Origin of the sequence: Kribbella sindirgiensis, from assembly GCF_004331435.1 — a bacterium.
Classification (GTDB): domain Bacteria; phylum Actinomycetota; class Actinomycetes; order Propionibacteriales; family Kribbellaceae; genus Kribbella; species Kribbella sindirgiensis.
Genome location: NZ_SJKA01000017.1, coordinates 64,598 through 81,054, shown reverse-complemented (window position 1 = coordinate 81,054; position 16,457 = coordinate 64,598). Strand labels below are relative to the sequence as shown.

Sequence of the window (16,457 nt, the reverse complement as noted above, 5' to 3'; positions counted from 1 at the left end):
GGCGCAGCGAGGCAGACTGGATGACGTGGACAAGCCAGAACTGGCGGCATTCCTGCGCAGCCGACGGGAGCGGGTGACCCCGTCGGACGTCGGTCTGCCGGCCGGGCGACGCCGCCGTACGCCGGGTCTGCGCCGCGAGGAGGTCGCACAACTGGCGTACATCTCCACCGAGTACTACACCCGCCTCGAGCAGGCCCGCGCACCGCATCCGTCGAGCGAGGTTCTGGCCGGGCTGGCCCGGGCGCTCCGGATGACCGATGCTGAGCGCAACTATCTGCACCATCTGGCCGGGGTTCCGCCGGTGCGGCCGACCGGACCGCCGCGGGAGGTGCGGCAGAGCATCCTCGACCTCCTCGACCGGCTGCCGAACGCGGCCGCGATCGTCCTGTCGGCGTCGTACGAGGTGATCGCCTGGAACCACCTGGCCACCGCGCTGATGGAGGACTTCTCGGTCCGCTCCCGCCGCGACCGGAACCTGATCCGGCGCGCCTTCCTCACCGAGGATCAGCACGTGTACTCCGTCGTGGACGGCCGCCGCTTCGCCCGGAGCTCGGTCAACCAGCTGCGGGCGACCGCGGCCCGCTACCCAGACGATCCGGAGATCAAGGAGCTGATCGCCGACCTGCTGGCCGGAAGTACGGCGTTCGCCGAGCTGTGGGAGGCCCGCGACATCGCGGCCGAGCCGACCCTGTGCAAGTCGTTCCAGCACCCATTGGTCGGCCTCGTCACGGTGACCTGCGATGCGCTCGCGATCCCGGACTGCGACCAGCAGGTGATCATCTACACCGCGACTCCCGGCTCCCCGTCGGAGGAAGCGCTCAAGCTCCTGTCCGTGGTCGGCACGCAGCGCCTCGACCTTCCTGGTTGATCACCGACCGAAGACGCCGAGCGCGTCGTAGGCGATCCAGGAACCTTGGTCCTTGAAGAGTTCCAGGACGTTCTGACCGGCACGGAAGAGGGCCTTCGGCAACGGCACCTCCAGGTACGACGGTTTGAGCGGCGACCCCGGATAGGTGCTGTCGGCAATGGTCGATCCCTTGGTGGCGCCGTTCGCGAACGTCAGGCGGCCGAACTCGGTGCCGTTGACCGTCAGGAGCGCCGACGCCGCGAGGCTGGCGTGGCTGTCGATCAGCCACAGCGCGAGGTCGAGATCCTGCTCGGGTACGGCGGGCAGGTCGAAGCGGAACGTGGCGCGGTGGTTCTTGGTGCCGGCCCACTTGTCCGCGGGACCGGGCAGCAGATAGGACCAGTCCGCGGCCGGCGTCGACGTACCGTACGTGTAGTCGACGCCAGCCGGGAAGCGGGTCGGGTACTCGGCGTACCCCTTCGGCGAGAGGGCGAGCTCGGAGCCCTTGCCGTCGAACGTGCCGACCGTCGCGATCGGCGTACCGGAGATCGTGACGGACGTCAGGTTCGCGACGGCCGCGGGGCTCGACTGCGCGGATCGGTTGCCTGCGGCATCGACCGTGACGACCGAGTAGGACCTGGTCACGCCGGTGAAGCCGAGGCCGCGGTGCACGAAGTGCGGGTAGACGGTCTTGCCGATCAGGGCGCCGTCGGCGTACACGGCGTAGTGGTCGACGACGGTCGCCCACGAGACCGGCTTCCAGTCGAGCGTCACGATTCTGATGCCGCCGGCGCCGTGCAGGCCGGTGATGGCTGGTGGTCGACGCATCACAGTGCCTCCAGGCGGGGATCGACGACGGGCGTGCGGAAGCGGGCGACGACGTTCGGTTGGGCGTCAGCGTCGGCCTGGATGTACGGGAAGTTCACGAACTCGGTGGTCAGCTCGGAGCGGGTCATCGTGCTGTGCACGTAGCCGCGCCGGGCGTTGTAGAGCTTCATGTACGGGTGCTGCAGCCAATCCTTCGCGTACGCGTCGGTGTCGGTGCCGTCGCCGTTAGAGCCCACCGACGAGCAGACCAGCTCGACCCCGACCGTCCGCGAGGCGGGATCGGCGAAGTCGAGTTTGAGCTCCGACGCGACGTGGCGGTGGATGTCGCCGGTGAGCATCACCGACGTCCCGGCTCCGCCCATCGCCTCGAGCACGCGGCGGCGGTTGGCCGGATAGCCGTCCCATTGCTCGGTGCGGTCGTCGGTGACGGCGCTGAGTACGACGCCGCCCGCGACGATGTTCCACGGTGCGCGCGAGCGGCGAAGCCCGTCGTACAGCCAGGCCTCCTGCTCGGCGCCCATGATCGTGCGCTGCTCCGAGACGCGATCGGCCTCGTCGACCGGGAGCGGATCGCGGTACTGGCGGGTGTCGAGGAGGTGGACCCGGGCCAGGGAGCCGATGTCGTACCGGCGGTAGACGCGGCTGCTCGGCCCCTGCGGGAGGCTGTCGAGAGCGAGCGGGGCGTTCTCGTAGTACGCGCGGTACGCGACGGCCCGGCGATGGACGAAGAGCTCGGGCGGTACGCCGTACAGCGAGTTGGCCGCACCGTAGTTGTTCTGCACCTCGTGGTCGTCCCAGACCAGGAACCACGGCGCGACGGCATGGGCCGCCTGGAGATCGGGGTCGCTCTTGAACAGGCTGTAGCGCAGGCGGTACTGCTCCAGCGTCTCGATCTCGACGCCGTGCTCGGGTCCGACCGTGACGCCCGCGCGCCAAAGGTTGTCACCGGCAACGATTCCGTATTCGTAGATGTAGTCGCCGAGGAAGAACACCGCGTCGGGAGCGCGGCGGGCGATGTCGCGATGCGCGGCGAAGTAGCCGTGGTACCAGGCCTGACAAGACGCGGTCGCGAAGGTGAACTGGTCGCCGTACGCCGGCAGGGTCTTGGTGCGGCCGATCGGACTGACCTGCGTGCCGACGCGGAAGCGGTAGAAGTACTCACGGCCCGGCCGGAGACCACGTACCTCCGGGTGGACGGCGTGCGCGAGGTCGGGTGAGGCGATCGCCAGTCCCCGCCGCACGACGTGCCGGAAGCGGCTGTCCTCGGCGACCTCCCACTGCACCGGAACCTGACTGGCCGGCATACCGCCGTGGCCGTCGACGGCGAGCGGGGTGGGTGCGAGCCGGGTCCACAGCACGAACCCGTCGGGTCGCGGATCACCGGACGCGACACCGAGCGCGAACGCACCGTCCGGGATCGGCCGCGCCGGGGTGGCGTCGGCCGTGGTCGGCGCGGCGATGCCGAGCGTGACCGAGGCCGCGCTCAGGCCGGTGAGCTGGAGAAAGGTACGACGGGACGGCACTGGCGGCTCCGTTCCTCGGGCGAGTTCCGCCACATTCTTACGTAACCTCTCTCCAATTTGTAAGCCCCTGACTACATTGACCACTCGGAGCACTGAATCCCTGCGGAGATTCCTGTTGGATTTCGCAGTCAGGGCGCGGGAGGTTAGGTGTATGGCAGCTGACACGAACAAGACCCGCCGGATCGGTGACGTCGCGGTGTCCGCGATCGGGCTCGGCGCGATGCCGATGTCGATCGAGGGACGGCCCGACGAGGACCGGTCGATCGCGACCATCCACGCCGCGCTGGACGCCGGCATCACGCTGATCGACACCGCCGACGCGTACCACCTGACCGCGACCGACGACGGTCACAACGAGAGCCTGATCGCCAAGGCGCTGGCGTCGTACGGCGGTGACACCTCGGACGTCCTGGTGGCGACGAAGGGCGGGCACCTCCGGCCCGGCGACGGGAGCTGGACGCTGGACGGGTCTCCGAAGTACATCGCCGCGGCAGCCGAGGCGTCGCTGAAGCGGCTCGGTGTCGAGGCGATCGGGCTGTACCAGTTCCACCGGCCCGACCCGAAGACGCCGTACGAGGACTCGGTCGGCGCGATCCGCGACCTGCTCGACGCGGGCAAGATCCGGATGGCCGGCATCTCGAACGCGAACCCCGCGCAGATCAAGCAGGCCCAGGAGATCCTCGGCGGCCGCCTGGTGTCGGTGCAGAACCAGTTCTCGCCCGCGTTCCGGTCCAGCGAGCCCGAGCTCGAGCTGTGCGACGAGCTGGGGATCGCCTTCCTCCCGTGGTCGCCGCTCGGCGGCATCACCCGCGCCGGGGACCTCGGAGCGAAGCACCCGGCCTTCCACACGCTGGCCGAGGAGCTCGGCGTCTCCCCACAGCGCCTGACGCTGGCGTGGATGCTCGCGAAGTCGCCGTACGTGATCCCGATCCCGGGCTCCAGCCGCCCGGAAACCATCCGCGACTCGTACGCCGCGGTCGACCTGGAGCTGACCGCGGACCAGGTCGCGCTCCTGGATGCCGCCTGACCTGGGCATATTCGCCGCGCTGCCGCTGTTGAGCTGCGCATGGAAGACATGCGCGCACTCAGCTACGGCCTCGGACAGCAGTACTTCGAGGAACGTGACTACCGCGGCGCGATCCGCGCGCTGCAGCCGGTGGTCGACGACACGCCCGACGACGTCGGCACCCGGCTGCTGTTGGCGCGGGCGTACTACCACGCCGCCCTCCTCAAGCCCGCCGAGGAGCAACTCCTCGCGGTCATCGAACGCGAACCCACCGAGTACTACGCGCACTTGATGATGGCTCGCACGCTCGAACGGCAGTCCCGTCCGGACGAGGCCGGCAAACATCGCCGGATCGCCGCCGCCCTCACCGGCGACGACGAGCTGCTGAAGCCCCACTCGCTGTGATCTCGCGAAGGCCTGCGATCGCCCGATCGCAGGCCTTCGCCGTCTCCGGAATGAGTTGCCGCCGACCGGCGTTCTAATGGTTTAATAGTTAACTACCTACCGAGGAGGACGGATGCAGTTCGGCGTGTTCAGCGTGGGGGACGTGACCACGGACCCGACGACGGGGACCACGGTCAGCGAGGGCGAGCGGATCAAGGCGATGGTCCGGATCGCGCTGAAGGCCGAAGAGGTCGGTTTGGACGTATTCGCGCAGGGTGAGCACCACAACCCGCCGTTCGTGCCGTCGTCGCCGACGACCCAGCTCGGATTCATCGCGGCCCGGACGTCGAAGATCATCCTGTCCACCTCGACGACCCTGATCACCACCAACGACCCGGTGAAGATCGCCGAGGACTACGCGATGCTGCAGCACCTGGCCGACGGCCGGGTCGACCTGATGATGGGGCGCGGCAACACCGGCCCGGTGTACCCGTGGTTCGGGCAGGACATCCGCAACGGCATCCAGCTCGCTGTCGAGAACTACGCGCTGCTGCGCCGGTTGTGGCGCGAGGACGTCGTCGACTGGGAAGGCAAGTTCCGTACGCCGTTGCAGGGCTTCACGTCGACGCCCCGGCCGCTCGACGACGTACCGCCGTTCGTCTGGCACGGCTCGATCCGGTCACCCGAGATCGCCGAACAGGCGGCGTACTACGGTGACGGGTTCTTCCACAACAACATCTTCTGGCCGATGAGCCACACCAAGCGAATGATCGAGCTCTACCGCACGCGCTTCGAGCACTACGGGCACGGCGCCGCGGACCAGGCGATCGTCGGACTCGGTGGTCAGGTGTTCATGCGCAAGAACTCTCAGGACGCGGTCCGCGAGTTCCGGCCGTACTTCGACAACGCGCCGGTGTACGGGCACGGGCCGTCACTCGAGGACTTCAGCCGGGAGACGCCGTTGACCGTGGGCAGCCCGCAGGAAGTGATCGAGCGGACACTGAGCTTCCGGGAGAGCGTCGGCGACTACCAGCGGCAGTTGTTCCTGATGGACCACGCCGGGTTGCCCCTCAAGACGGTACTGGAGCAGCTGGACATCCTCGGCGAAGAGGTGGTTCCGGTGTTGCGGAAGGAGTTCGCCGCGCTGAAGCCGGCGCATGTCCCGGACGCACCGACGCATGCTTCCCTGAAGGCCGCGGCCGAGCGGGCGCGGGACCTGGAGACGATCGAGGAGCCGATCCGATGAACGAGAAAGTCATCGCCGTGGTGACGGCCGGGCTGACGACGCCGTCGTCGTCCCGGCTGCTCGCGGACCAACTGGCGGACGCGGTCCGCGACGAGTTGTCCGGTCGCGGCATCGGGACCCGGATCGAGCTGATCGAGGTCCGCGATCACGCGCACGAGCTGACCGACAACCTGCTCACCGGGTTCCCGCCGGCGAAGCTCCGCGAGGTCCTCGAGACCGTGACGGGCGCCGACGCGCTGATCGTGGTCAGTCCGACGTTCAGTGCGTCGTACTCGGGCCTGTTCAAGATGTTCTTCGACGTACTCGACGACCAGGCGCTGGCCGGCAAGCCCGTCCTCCTGGCCGCGACCGGCGGCACCGAGCGCCACTCGCTGGTCCTGGAGTTCGCGCTCCGTCCGCTGTTTGCCTACCTCAAGGCGCTCCCTGTGCCCACGGGCGTGTACGCCGCCTCCACCGACTGGGGCCCGAACGCCGCAGGCCTCCGCCCCCGGATCGCCCAGGCCGCCGGCGAACTCGTCTCGGCCCTCCACCACGAGACCCCCACCCAGGCCGACCCGTTCGAGAACCCGACCCCGTTCGAGGACCTACTGAACAGCTGATCGCGACGTGATCAGTGGGGTGAGGCCGTCGAGGATCGTGGTCAGGCCGAAGGTGAGGGCGTGGGCAGGGTCCATGGCGGACTGGAAGTGTTCGCCTACCGAGGTGCCCACGCGACCGGCCGTGGGGAAGTGGGTGCCGGACATGACTGTGGTGAGGGTCGGGGAGATCTGACGCCACCATTCCTCGTCCGAGAGGCCGGAGTCGCGCTGGGTGCGGAGTTGTTCGGCGCCGGCGCGGGCGGTGCCCTGGACGTGGGTGAGGACGAGGGTCAGGGCCGAGTCCATCTCGACGTCGGTCAGGCCCAGGCCGTCCAGCGGACGTAGCTCGGTCTCGTACTTCAGCGTGATGTTCGGCCCGAGCGCCGTCCGCATCGTCGGGACCTCGTGGATCCACGGGTGCGCGGTCAGCAGGTCCCAGTTGCGGTGGGCGATGAACTCGAGGGCGCCGCGCCAGCCGCCGGGCTGGTTCAACGGTTCATCAGGGTCGGCGTACAGGTCGCCGTACACCTGGTCGAACATCAGGTCGGTCAGCTCACCCTTGCCGGGGACGTGCGTGTAGAGCGACATCGTGCCGACCTTCAGCCGCTCGGCGACGGTCCGCATCGAGAGCGCCTCGAGCCCGGACACGTCCGCGAGCGCGATCGCCGCGTCGACGATCGCGCGCACCGTCAGACCGGAGCGGCCAGGCTTGGTGTGACTCCCCCAGAGCAGCGCCAGACTGCGCGCCGGATCGGGCGCAGCCGCCTTCCTACCCGCCACCCGGAACCTTCTTCCGCCGCTCGTCGTTGGGTTCATCGTACCTGAGCCGTACAATGTACGGTACACTCTACGGTCCAACCAGCGGAGAGGTGGGAAGTGACGACGGAGCGAGTGATCGAGGCCGCCGGCGTACGGAAGAACTACAAGGGCGGTACTGATGGTGCGGGGCTGAACGGCTTCGACCTGGAGGTCACGGCCGGCACGGTGACGGGCCTGCTCGGCCCGAACGGCGCCGGTAAGACGACAGCGGTGCGGATCCTGTCCACGCTGCTGGAGCTGGATTCCGGGACGGCGACGATCGCGGGATTCGACGTTCGACGGCAAGGGGCGGAGGTACGGCGGCGGATCGGTCTGGTCGGGCAGTACGCCGCGGTGGACGAGGTGCTCACCGGGCGGCAGAACCTGGTGATGTTCGGACGGCTGAATCACCTGAGGAATCACAAGAGCAGGGCGGACGAACTGCTGGAGCGGTTCAGCCTCACGGAGGCGGCGGATCAGGCGGTGAGCAAGTACTCCGGCGGGATGCGGCGGCGGCTCGACCTGGCCGCGAGCCTGATCGTGGCGCCGCGGGTGCTGTTCGTGGACGAGCCGACGACGGGCCTCGACCCGGCCGGGCGGATGGAGGTGTGGTCCGCCGTACGGCAACTGGTCGACGGCGGTACGACGGTGTTGCTGACGACGCAGTACCTGGAGGAGGCGGATCAGCTGGCGAACCGGATCTCGATGCTGAAGGAGGGGAAGGTCGTCGCGGAAGGGACACCGGACGAGTTGAAGACGCAGTTGGGGTCGGACTGGCTGGACCTGGTCCTCACGGACCCGGCCGACGTACCGCGGGTCGTGGAGCTGGCCGGGCCGCTCGCGGACGGGGAGATCCGGGTGCAGGACGTCCGGGTGAGTGTGCCGGTGAAGGATCGCACGAAAGCACTGGTGGCGATGGCGAACTCGTTGCATGAGGCAAAGATCGAACCGGAGGACCTGACGTTGCGGCGGCCGACCCTGGACGAGGTCTTCCTGCACCTGACCGGAGACGCCGCATGACCGGCCTCGGATGGGCGCTCGCGGACAGCTGGACGATCGCGCGGCGGACGTTGCTGCACTGGCGGATGCAGCCGGGGCTGGTGTTGTTCAACTGGTTCTTCCCGGTGCTGATGCTGCTGCTATTTGGCGGGCTGCTCGGCGGGGCGATGGAGTCCCCCGAAGGTTCGTCGTACTACGAACTGCTCGTGCCCGGGATCTTCGCGCTGTCGATGCTCTTCGGGCTGGAGGGCACGATGACCGCGGTCACGACCGATGTCTCGAAGGGGGTGACGGACCGGTTCCGGTCGCTGCCGATGAGTTCCGCGGCGGTGGTGCTCGGGCGGTGTATCGCGGACATGCTCGACTCGGTGGTGACACTGGTCGTCCTGGCCGCGACCGGGCTGGCACTCGGCTGGCGGTGGCACGAAGGGTTGCCGTCGGCGCTGGCCGCGTTCGGGCTGCTGTTGCTGCTGCGGTTCGCGTTGCTGTGGGTCGGGATCTTCATCGGTCTCACCGTGAAGAACGCGCAGAGCGTGACGATGGTGCAGGTGCTGGTCTGGCCGGTCGGGTTCCTGTCCAGCACGTTCGTCGCGACGTCGACGATGCCTGCCTGGCTGGGCACGATCGCCCAATGGAACCCACTGTCCGCCACCGCCACGGCGGCCCGCGCCCTGTTCGGCAACCCCGACCCATCAGCCACCGCAACCTGGATCGGCACCCACGCCGGCCTCGCCGCGCTGATCGCGCCCGCGGTCCTGATCGCCGTCTTCCTACCCCTCTCAGCCCACCGCTACCGCACGCTGTCCCGCTAGCAAGGCGACTTTGTGCACCGTTCGATCATTTTCGCGGCGCCGATTTTTGGTCGAACGGTGCACAAAGTGGGGTTATGGGGTCAGCTGGCCGCCGTTGATCTCGATGATCTGGCCGGTGACGTACGACGCCATCCGCTCGGAGGCGAGGAACAGGATGGTTCCGACGCACTCGTGCGGGGTGCCGGTGCGGCCCATCGGGATCGTGGTGAGCATGGCCTGCATCTGGGCGTCGCCGGTGTGGCGGTCGTGGAACAGGGTCTTGATCACACCGGGGGCGATCGCGTTCACCCGGATGCCTTCCGGCGCCAGCTCCTTGGCCAGACCGCGGGTGAACGTGCTGACCGCGCCCTTCGACGTCGCGTAGACCACCGAACCGCCGGCCCCGCCGGTCCGTCCGGCGATCGACGTGACGTTGACGATCGAGCCGCCGCCCTGCGCCCGGAACACCGGCACGATCCGCCGGGAGAGCGCGAACACCGAGGACAGGTTGACGTCCAGGATCCGGTGGAACTCCTCGTCCGATACGTCGGCGATCGCGGACCGGTTGACCAGGTCGCCGGCGTTGTTCACCAGCACGTCGATCCGCCCGTGCTGCGCGAGCACCTCCTCGACGAACGCGTCCGCGGCCTTCGGGTCGGCGAGGTCCGCCTGGTGCAAGGACGCCGTACCGCCAGCCGTCTGCACCGCGCCAACGGTGTGCTTCGCGCCCTCCTCGTTGCGGTGGTAATGCAGCGCGAGATTCGCCCCGGTCTCCGCGAAACCGACCGCCGCCGCGGCACCGATCCCACTGCTGGCCCCGGTCACCACCACAACCTGATCCCTGAAATCCAGATATGCCATACGGCCTATCCTCTCCCGCCGCCGGCGTGAACGCGCCGGACGGCCGGATGGCGGGAGTCGGGCGGGGGTATTTTCGAGGGATGGGATACGCGCTCGGGGAGCTGGGGCTCCGGCGGTGGCGGACTGGTGATGCGCTGCGGCTGGTGGTTGCCCATGACGATCCGGAGATGGTGAATCAGGGTGGGATCGTGGACCGGGCGTCCGCGGTCGACTGGATCGGGCGGGTCGCGGACCTGGACAACGGGCACGTGTACGCCGTTGCGGACGCCGACGACCATCCGATCGGGTGCGTGGGGGTGACGAACATCGACCGGCACCGGGTCGGCTGGACCTGGTACTGGACGCTCGCGGACGTCCGCGGCCAGGGCGTCGCCCGGGACTCGCTGCGCGCCCTCGCGGACTGGGCCCACCACGACGCCGGCCTCTACCGCCTCGAACTAGGCCACCGCCTCAACAACCCGGCCTCCTGCGCGGTCGCCGCCGGCGCCGGCTTCCTCTCCGAAGGCGTCGAACGCCAACGCCTCACCTACGACGGCACCCGCTACGACGTAGAACGCCACGCCCGCCTGATCACCGACCCCCTCCCCGCCCCCCAACGCCCGGTGAGCGTCAGAGCGTGAGCTTCGTCCCTCTCCCCTCAACCCCCCTCAGAGCGTGAGCTTCGGGTGCCGGTTGACGTCCTTGTAGAGGAGGTAGCGGAAGCGGCCGGGGCCGCCCGCGTAGCAGGCTTGCGGACAGAAGGCCCGCAGCCACATGAAGTCGCCCTCCTGGACCTCCACCCAGTCCTTGTTCAGTAGGTAGACCGCCTTACCTTCAAGCACGTACAACCCGTGCTCCATCACATGCGTCTCCGGGAACGGAATCACCCCGCCCGGCTCGAACGACACGATGTTGACGTGCATGTCGTGCCGTACGTCGTCCGGGTCCACGAACCGCTGCGTCCTCCAGCGCCCCTCGGTGCCCGGCATCTCCCGGCCCTCGACGTCCACCTCGTTCGTGACCAGCGCCGGCGGTACGTCGATCCCGTCGATCCGCTCGTACGCCTTCCGCACCAGGTGGAACGTCACGGCCGCGTCGCTGGTGTTCCGCACCGTCCAGTCGCCGCCCGGCGGCAGGTACGCGTACCCACCCTCGACCAGCGTGTGCTTCTCCCCCGCGACCGTCAGCACAAGGTTGCCGGAGACAACGAACAGCACGGCCTCGGCAGCCGGATCTGTCTCCGGCTTGTCACTCCCACCGCCCGGGCCGACCTCGACGATGTACTGCGAGAACGTCTCGGCGAACCCGGACAGCGGCCGCGCGATCACCCACAACCGGGTCTCGTCCCAGAACGGCAGCCGGCTGGTGACGATGTCGCGCATGGTGCCGCGCGGCAGGACGGCGTACGCCTCGGTGAAGACCGCGCGGTCGGTGGTGAGGTCGGTCTGCGGGGGCAGGCCGCCCTTCGGCGCGTAGTAGCTCATCGTTCTCCTCGGGTCAGCAGGCGGCCGCGCGGGTCGACGTCGATGTCGATGGATGCGCCGCGGAGCCAGGTGCTCCGGACGACGCCGGTCAGCGTGCGTCCGTCGTACGGCGTGATGGCGTTCTTGTGCTCGAGCTGGTGCGCGTCGACGGTGAAGGTCTCGTCAGGGGCGAGAACGCAGAAGTCGGCGTCGTACCCGACCTCGATCCCGCCCTTCGTGGTCAGACCGGTCTGCGCGGCCGGGGCGGCGGCCATCCAGCGGACGACGTCGGCCAGAGTGAAGCCGCGGCGGCGCGCCTCGGTCCAGACAGCGGGCAGGCCGAGCTGGAGCGACGCGATCCCGCCCCAGGCGGTGCCGAAGTCGCCGGTGTCGAGGTGCTTCAGGTCGATCGTGGACGGCGAGTGGTCGGACACGACCTGGTCGATCGTGCCGGCGCGCAGCCCTTCCCAGAGCAGCTCACGGTTCGCGGCCTCTCGGATCGGCGGACAGCACTTGTACTGCGTGGCGCCGTCGGGAATGTCCTCGGCGGTGAAGCTCAGGTAGTGCGGGCAGGTCTCCGCCGTGATCCGTACGCCGTCGTTGCGGGCCTGGGTGAGCAGCGGGAGGATGTCGGCGCTCGACACGTGCAGGATGTGCACGCGACAGCCGGTCTCCCGGGCGAGCTCGATGACCTGGGCGACCGCCTCGTTCTCGGCCGCGCGGGGGCGGGAGTTGAGGAAGGCCTCGTAGCTCGCGCCGTTCGGTTCGGTCGCCTCGTCGATGCGGTGGGCGTCCTCGGCGTGCACGATCAGCAGGCCGTCGAACGTGCTGAGCTCGCGCATCGCGGCCGCTAGCTGGTCCGCGTCGAGGGGTGGGAACTCGTCGACGCCGGAGTGCAGGAGGAAGCACTTGTAGCCGAACACGCCGGCGTCGTGCAGCGGGCGCAGGTCCGGGACGTTGCCCGGGATCGCGCCGCCCCAGAACCCCACGTCGACGTACGACTGGGTCTCGGCGGTCTTGCGTTTCAGCGTGAGCGCCGGGACGTCGCAGGTCGGCGGGATGCTGTTCAGCGGCATGTCGACGATCGTGGTGACGCCGCCCGCCGCGGCGGCCTTGGTCGCGGAGGTGAACCCCTCCCAGTCGGTGCGGCCGGGATCGTTCACGTGCACATGCGAGTCGACGAGACCGGGCAGCAGTACTTCGTCGTCACCCAGCCGGAGTTCCGTCGCGGCGTCGAACTCGGCGTCGTACGGCGAGATCGCGACGATCCGCCCGTCCCGCACCCCGACCGCGGCCGGCTGCTCCCCGCCCGCCCGCACCACCCGGCGGGCCCGAATCACGAGATCCAGAGCACTCATGCGAGTCCTTTCGCCGTTCGTGCCATCGTAAGGTGATCGACCGCGATCCGTTCGCCGAGCTGTTCGAGCAACGGGCGTGGCTCGGCGATACATCGCCGTACGTCGGGCTCCAGGTCGGTGAGCGCGTACGCCGCGGAGACGCCGAGTTCCTGGAGTTGCTGTGGCTCGAGGCGGTTGACGCCGCACACCGCAACCACCGGGACAGTCGAGGCTGCTGCGACGCCGGCTACAGCTTTCCCGTGGAGCGTCTGCTCGTCGAGGGCGCCTTCGCCGGTAATCACGAGATCGGCGCCGGCTGCGTGCTCGCGGAAGCGGACGAGGTCCAGGACCAGGTCGATCCCTGGGCGGAGTTCGGCGCCCAGCAGTGCTAGCGCCGCGAATCCGACCCCGCCCGCCGCACCGGCACCCGGCGCATCCCGCAGGTCCCGGCCGGTGTGCTCGGCGACCAGGTCGGCCCACGCGCTCAGCCTGCCGTCGAGCTCGACGACCTGCTCGGCCGTGGCACCCTTCTGCGGCCCGTAAACAGCAGCCGCACCCCGGGGCCCGGTCAACGGGTTGTCCACATCACACGCCACCACCACCCGCACGCCGTCGAGCCTCGCGGTGACAAGCCCCAGGGACCGAGAACAAGCAATGGCCTGTTCCCAGTCCCCGGCGGTTGTCGTCGGCGACCCCGGGGAGTGCGTCAGGGCCGCGATCAGGCCGGTGCCGCCGTCGGTGGAGGCGCTGCCGCCGATGCCGAGGATGATGCGGGTGCAGCCGGCGTCGAGGGCTGCGGCGATCAGTTCGCCGGTGCCGTACGACGTGGCGGTGAGGGGCGCTGGGATGCCGCCGGGGAGATGTACCAGGCCGGAGACGTCCGCCAGCTCGACCACTGCGGTGTCGCCCGACCTGGCGTACCCGCTCCGGACCGGCTCACCGGTGGGGCCGGAGGCAACGACCGGGACGTGGGTGTAGCCGGCGGCGACGGCGGCGCTGAGGGTGCCGTCGCCGCCGTCGGCCACCGGCACGGAGACCACGGTCGCGCCGGGGCAGACTCGTCGTACCCCGACGCGGACCGCGTCCGCGACCTCGGCGCTCGTCAAGGTGCCCTTGAACTTGTCCGAGGCAACTACCAACCGCAACACCATCAGTCCAGCAACGCGAGGGCGGTGGGCGCGTCCTCCGGCGAGATGGCCAGGTCCTCGAACTCGATGACGTTGTCGATCTCGACCCCCATCGACACGTTCGTGACCCGCTCGAGGATGATCTCGACGACGACCGGGACCTGGTGCTCGACCATCAGCTTCTTCGCCTGCTCCAGGGCCGGCAGGGTCCCGTCCGGCTCGGAGACCCGCAACGCCTTGCAGCCAAGGCCTTCCACGACCTTCACGTGGTCGACGCCGTACCCGTTGACCTCGGGGCTGTTGATGTTCTCGAAGGACAGCTGCACGCAGTAGTCCATGTCGAAGTTCCGCTGCGCCTGGCGGATCAGGCCGAGGTACGAGTTGTTCACCACCACATGGATGTACGGGATGTTGAACTGCGCCCCGACCGCCAGCTCCTCGATCAGGAACTGGAAGTCGTAGTCACCCGACAACGCGACCACCGTGCTGTCCGGATCCGCGACCGCGACCCCCAGCGTCGCCGGGACGGTCCAGCCGAGCGGCCCGGCCTGGCCGGCGTTGATCCAGTGCCGCGGCCGGTACACGTGCAGCATCTGCGCCGCCTGGATCTGCGACAGCCCGATCGTGCTGACATAGCGGACGTCCGGACCGAACGCCCGGTTCATCTCCTCGTACACCCGCTGCGGTTTGATCGGCACCGCGTCGAAGTGCGTCTTCCTTTGCAGCGTCGTACGACGCTCCCGGCACTCCGCGGCCCACGCCGTACGGTCCGGCAACGAACCGGCCTGCTCGCGCGCGACCTCGACGAAGACCTCCAGCGCGGCCCGAGCGTCCGACACCACCCCGTAGTCCGGCGCGAACACCCGCCCGATCTGCGTCGGCTCGATATCCACATGAATGAACTTGCGAGAGCCCCGATAGACATCCAGCCCGCCGGTGTGCCGGTTGGCCCACCGGTTGCCGATGCCGAGGACCAGGTCGGACGCCAGCATCGTCGCGTTCCCGTACCGGTGCGACGTCTGCAGCCCGACCATGCCCGCACTCAACGGGTGGTCGTCCGCGATCGCGCCCCAGCCCATCAGGGTCGGTACGACGGGAATCCCGGTGATCTCCGCGAACTCGACCAGCAGGTCCGCGGCGTCGGCGTTGATGATGCCGCCACCTGCCACGATCAGCGGGTGCTCGGAGGCTTTGAGCATCGACAACACCTTCTCGGCCTGCGCACGGGTGGCCGCGGGACGCGAGACCGGAAGCGGCTCGTAGGTGTCGATGTCGAAGTCGATCTCGGCCAGCTGGACGTCGATCGGCAGGTCGATGAGGACCGGACCGGGACGCCCTTCGCGCATCACCTGGAACGCCTTCTGGAAGGTGCCCGGGACCTGCGCGGCCTCCATCACCGTGACCGCCCACTTGGCGACCGGCTTGGCGATCGCGGAGATGTCGACGGCCTGGAAGTCCTCCTTGTGCAGCTTCGCGACCGGCGCCTGGCCGGTGATGCACAGGATCGGGATCGAGTCCGCGGACGCGGAGTACAGCCCGGTGATCATGTCGGTGCCGGCCGGTCCCGACGTGCCGATGCAGACGCCGATGTTGCCGGCGCGGGCCCGGGTGTACCCCTCGGCCATGTGCGACGCGGCCTCGACGTGCCGGGCGAGCACGTGCTTGATCCCGCCGTGGGCACGGATCGCGCTGTAGAACGGGTTGATCGCGGCGCCGGGCAACCCGAACGCCTGCGTCGACCCTTCCTTCTCCAGGATCAGTACGGCGGCGTCGACCGCGCGCATGCGGGCCATCAGCTGACCTTCTTTCCGGACAGCCGCTCGACGCCACGGAGCAGGGCGGAGTGGTCGAGGCCGCCGTCGCCGTTCGCCCGGGCCGACGCGACCAGCTGTGCCACCAGGGCACCCAGCGGTACGACGACGCCGGCCTCGCGCGCGGCCGCGGTGACGATGCCCATGTCCTTGTGGTGCAGGTCGATCCGGAACCCGGGCTCGAAGGTGTGCGACAGCATGTTCTGCTTCTTCTGGTTCAGCACGGTGGAGCCGGCCAGACCGCCGCCGAGCACATCGAGGGCCGCCTTGGTGTCGACGCCGTACGCCTCCAGGAAGACGACCGCCTCGGAGACGGCCTGGATGTTCGCGGCGACGATCAGCTGGTTGGCGGCCTTGACCGTCTGGCCGGATCCGCTCGGGCCGACGTGCACGACGGTCTTGCCGACCACGTCGAACAGTGGCTTGGCTTCGGCGAAGTCGTCCGCCGAGCCGCCGACCATGATCGACAGCGCGGCGTTCTTGGCGCCCGCCTCGCCACCGGAGACCGGAGCGTCGAGCAGCCGGAATCCGATCGCGCGGGCCTGCTCGGCGAGCTGCTGCGTGACGTCCGGCCGGATGCTGGAGAAGTCGATGATCAGCGCGCCGGTCTCCGCGTTCTGGAAGACGCCGCTCTCACCTTCGAGGACGTCCTGGACGTCGGGCGAGTCCGGCACCATCACGCAGATCACGTCGGCGCCCTTGACCGCGTCGCCGATCGAGGTCGCGGCCCGGCCGCCGGCGGCGATCAGGGCCTCCGCGCGCTCCGGCGAACGGTCGAGACCGGCGACGGTGTGGCCGGCGTTGGCGAGGTGGACGGCCATCGGGTTGCCCATGATGCCGAGGCCGATGAAGGCGATGTTCGTCATGTCAGTTCTCCTG

Annotated in this window: 17 protein-coding genes; 8 read left to right on the top strand and 9 right to left on the bottom strand. The window is 69.1% G+C overall.

The genetic code is table 11. The features are described from left to right. The first annotated feature begins 25 nt into the window (after positions 1 to 25). Positions 26 to 868 carry a helix-turn-helix transcriptional regulator gene (locus E0H50_RS34270; RefSeq protein ID WP_131295161.1) on the top strand — a complete coding sequence of 281 codons (843 nt, stop codon included), beginning with the start codon at positions 26 to 28 and terminating at the stop codon, positions 866 to 868. On the opposite strand, the gene E0H50_RS34265 is transcribed toward E0H50_RS34270, so the two are convergent. After that, positions 869 to 1,675, bottom strand: a complete 807-nt coding sequence (locus E0H50_RS34265; protein WP_131295160.1) for a polysaccharide lyase family protein — start codon at positions 1,673 to 1,675, stop codon at positions 869 to 871. It lies immediately after the preceding gene. Continuing rightward, positions 1,675 to 3,198, bottom strand: a complete 1,524-nt coding sequence (locus tag E0H50_RS34260) for an alkaline phosphatase D family protein (RefSeq protein WP_131295159.1) — start codon at positions 3,196 to 3,198, stop codon at positions 1,675 to 1,677. The genes E0H50_RS34265 and E0H50_RS34260 overlap by 1 nt, the downstream gene beginning before the upstream one ends. 151 nt (positions 3,199 to 3,349) lie before the next feature. On the opposite strand from E0H50_RS34260, the gene E0H50_RS34255 reads away from it, so the two are divergent. The 4 genes from E0H50_RS34255 to E0H50_RS34240 all read left to right on the top strand — a co-directional run bounded on the left by E0H50_RS34255 (position 3,350) and on the right by E0H50_RS34240 (position 6,433). Then, positions 3,350 to 4,225 carry an aldo/keto reductase gene (locus tag E0H50_RS34255; protein WP_131295158.1) on the top strand — a complete coding sequence of 292 codons (876 nt, stop codon included), beginning with the start codon at positions 3,350 to 3,352 and terminating at the stop codon, positions 4,223 to 4,225. Positions 4,226 to 4,264: 39 nt separating this feature from the next. Next, positions 4,265 to 4,609 carry a tetratricopeptide repeat protein gene (locus E0H50_RS34250; RefSeq protein ID WP_131295157.1) on the top strand — a complete coding sequence of 115 codons (345 nt, stop codon included), beginning with the start codon at positions 4,265 to 4,267 and terminating at the stop codon, positions 4,607 to 4,609. 112 nt (positions 4,610 to 4,721) lie between these two features. Further along, positions 4,722 to 5,834, top strand: a complete 1,113-nt coding sequence (locus tag E0H50_RS34245) for an LLM class flavin-dependent oxidoreductase (RefSeq protein WP_131295156.1) — start codon at positions 4,722 to 4,724, stop codon at positions 5,832 to 5,834. Further along, positions 5,831 to 6,433: an FMN reductase gene (locus E0H50_RS34240; RefSeq protein WP_131295155.1), complete on the top strand. Its 603-nt coding sequence runs from the start codon at positions 5,831 to 5,833 to the stop codon at positions 6,431 to 6,433. Before E0H50_RS34245 ends, E0H50_RS34240 begins: the two co-directional genes overlap by 4 nt. On the opposite strand, the gene E0H50_RS34235 is transcribed toward E0H50_RS34240, so the two are convergent. Continuing rightward, positions 6,419 to 7,192: a TetR/AcrR family transcriptional regulator gene (locus tag E0H50_RS34235; protein WP_202868458.1), complete on the bottom strand. Its 774-nt coding sequence runs from the start codon at positions 7,190 to 7,192 to the stop codon at positions 6,419 to 6,421. The two genes, E0H50_RS34240 and E0H50_RS34235, sit on opposite strands and share 15 nt — an antisense overlap. A 96-nt stretch (positions 7,193 to 7,288) precedes the next feature. Here E0H50_RS34235 and E0H50_RS34230 point away from each other — a divergent pair, with 96 nt between their 5' ends. Both E0H50_RS34230 and E0H50_RS34225 read left to right on the top strand, forming a co-directional pair. Then, on the top strand, positions 7,289 to 8,230 hold the full coding sequence (locus tag E0H50_RS34230) for an ATP-binding cassette domain-containing protein (RefSeq protein WP_202868457.1): 942 nt from the start codon (positions 7,289 to 7,291) through the stop codon (positions 8,228 to 8,230). Next, positions 8,227 to 9,021: an ABC transporter permease gene (locus E0H50_RS34225; protein WP_131295153.1), complete on the top strand. Its 795-nt coding sequence runs from the start codon at positions 8,227 to 8,229 to the stop codon at positions 9,019 to 9,021. The genes E0H50_RS34230 and E0H50_RS34225 overlap by 4 nt, the downstream gene beginning before the upstream one ends. Before the next feature lie 72 nt (positions 9,022 to 9,093). Here the strand turns inward: E0H50_RS34225 and E0H50_RS34220 are convergent, their stop codons facing one another. Beyond that, positions 9,094 to 9,861, bottom strand: coding sequence for an SDR family NAD(P)-dependent oxidoreductase (locus E0H50_RS34220; RefSeq protein ID WP_131295152.1), 768 nt, complete (start codon positions 9,859 to 9,861; stop codon positions 9,094 to 9,096). Between the two features lie 80 nt (positions 9,862 to 9,941). On the opposite strand from E0H50_RS34220, the gene E0H50_RS34215 reads away from it, so the two are divergent. Beyond that, positions 9,942 to 10,481, top strand: a complete 540-nt coding sequence (locus tag E0H50_RS34215) for a GNAT family N-acetyltransferase (RefSeq protein ID WP_131295151.1) — start codon at positions 9,942 to 9,944, stop codon at positions 10,479 to 10,481. A gap of 27 nt (positions 10,482 to 10,508) precedes the next feature. Here the strand turns inward: E0H50_RS34215 and E0H50_RS34210 are convergent, their stop codons facing one another. From E0H50_RS34210 to E0H50_RS34190, 5 genes are read right to left on the bottom strand one after another with little or no spacing between them, the layout of a single operon-like run. Continuing rightward, positions 10,509 to 11,324, bottom strand: coding sequence for a bifunctional allantoicase/(S)-ureidoglycine aminohydrolase (locus E0H50_RS34210; protein WP_131295150.1), 816 nt, complete (start codon positions 11,322 to 11,324; stop codon positions 10,509 to 10,511). Next, positions 11,321 to 12,661, bottom strand: a complete 1,341-nt coding sequence (allB, locus tag E0H50_RS34205) for an allantoinase AllB (RefSeq protein WP_202868456.1) — start codon at positions 12,659 to 12,661, stop codon at positions 11,321 to 11,323. The genes E0H50_RS34210 and allB overlap by 4 nt, the downstream gene beginning before the upstream one ends. Next, positions 12,658 to 13,791, bottom strand: coding sequence for a glycerate kinase (locus E0H50_RS34200; protein WP_131295149.1), 1,134 nt, complete (start codon positions 13,789 to 13,791; stop codon positions 12,658 to 12,660). Before E0H50_RS34200 ends, allB begins: the two co-directional genes overlap by 4 nt. Next, positions 13,791 to 15,560 (bottom strand): glyoxylate carboligase, encoded by a 1,770-nt coding sequence (gene gcl / locus E0H50_RS34195; RefSeq protein WP_131295148.1) that lies wholly within the window; start codon positions 15,558 to 15,560, stop codon positions 13,791 to 13,793. Before gcl ends, E0H50_RS34200 begins: the two co-directional genes overlap by 1 nt. Next, a complete protein-coding gene (locus E0H50_RS34190) occupies positions 15,560 to 16,444 on the bottom strand; it encodes a 2-hydroxy-3-oxopropionate reductase (RefSeq protein ID WP_131295147.1) in 885 nt (294 codons plus the stop codon). The genes gcl and E0H50_RS34190 overlap by 1 nt, the downstream gene beginning before the upstream one ends. Positions 16,445 to 16,457: the final 13 nt, after the last annotated feature.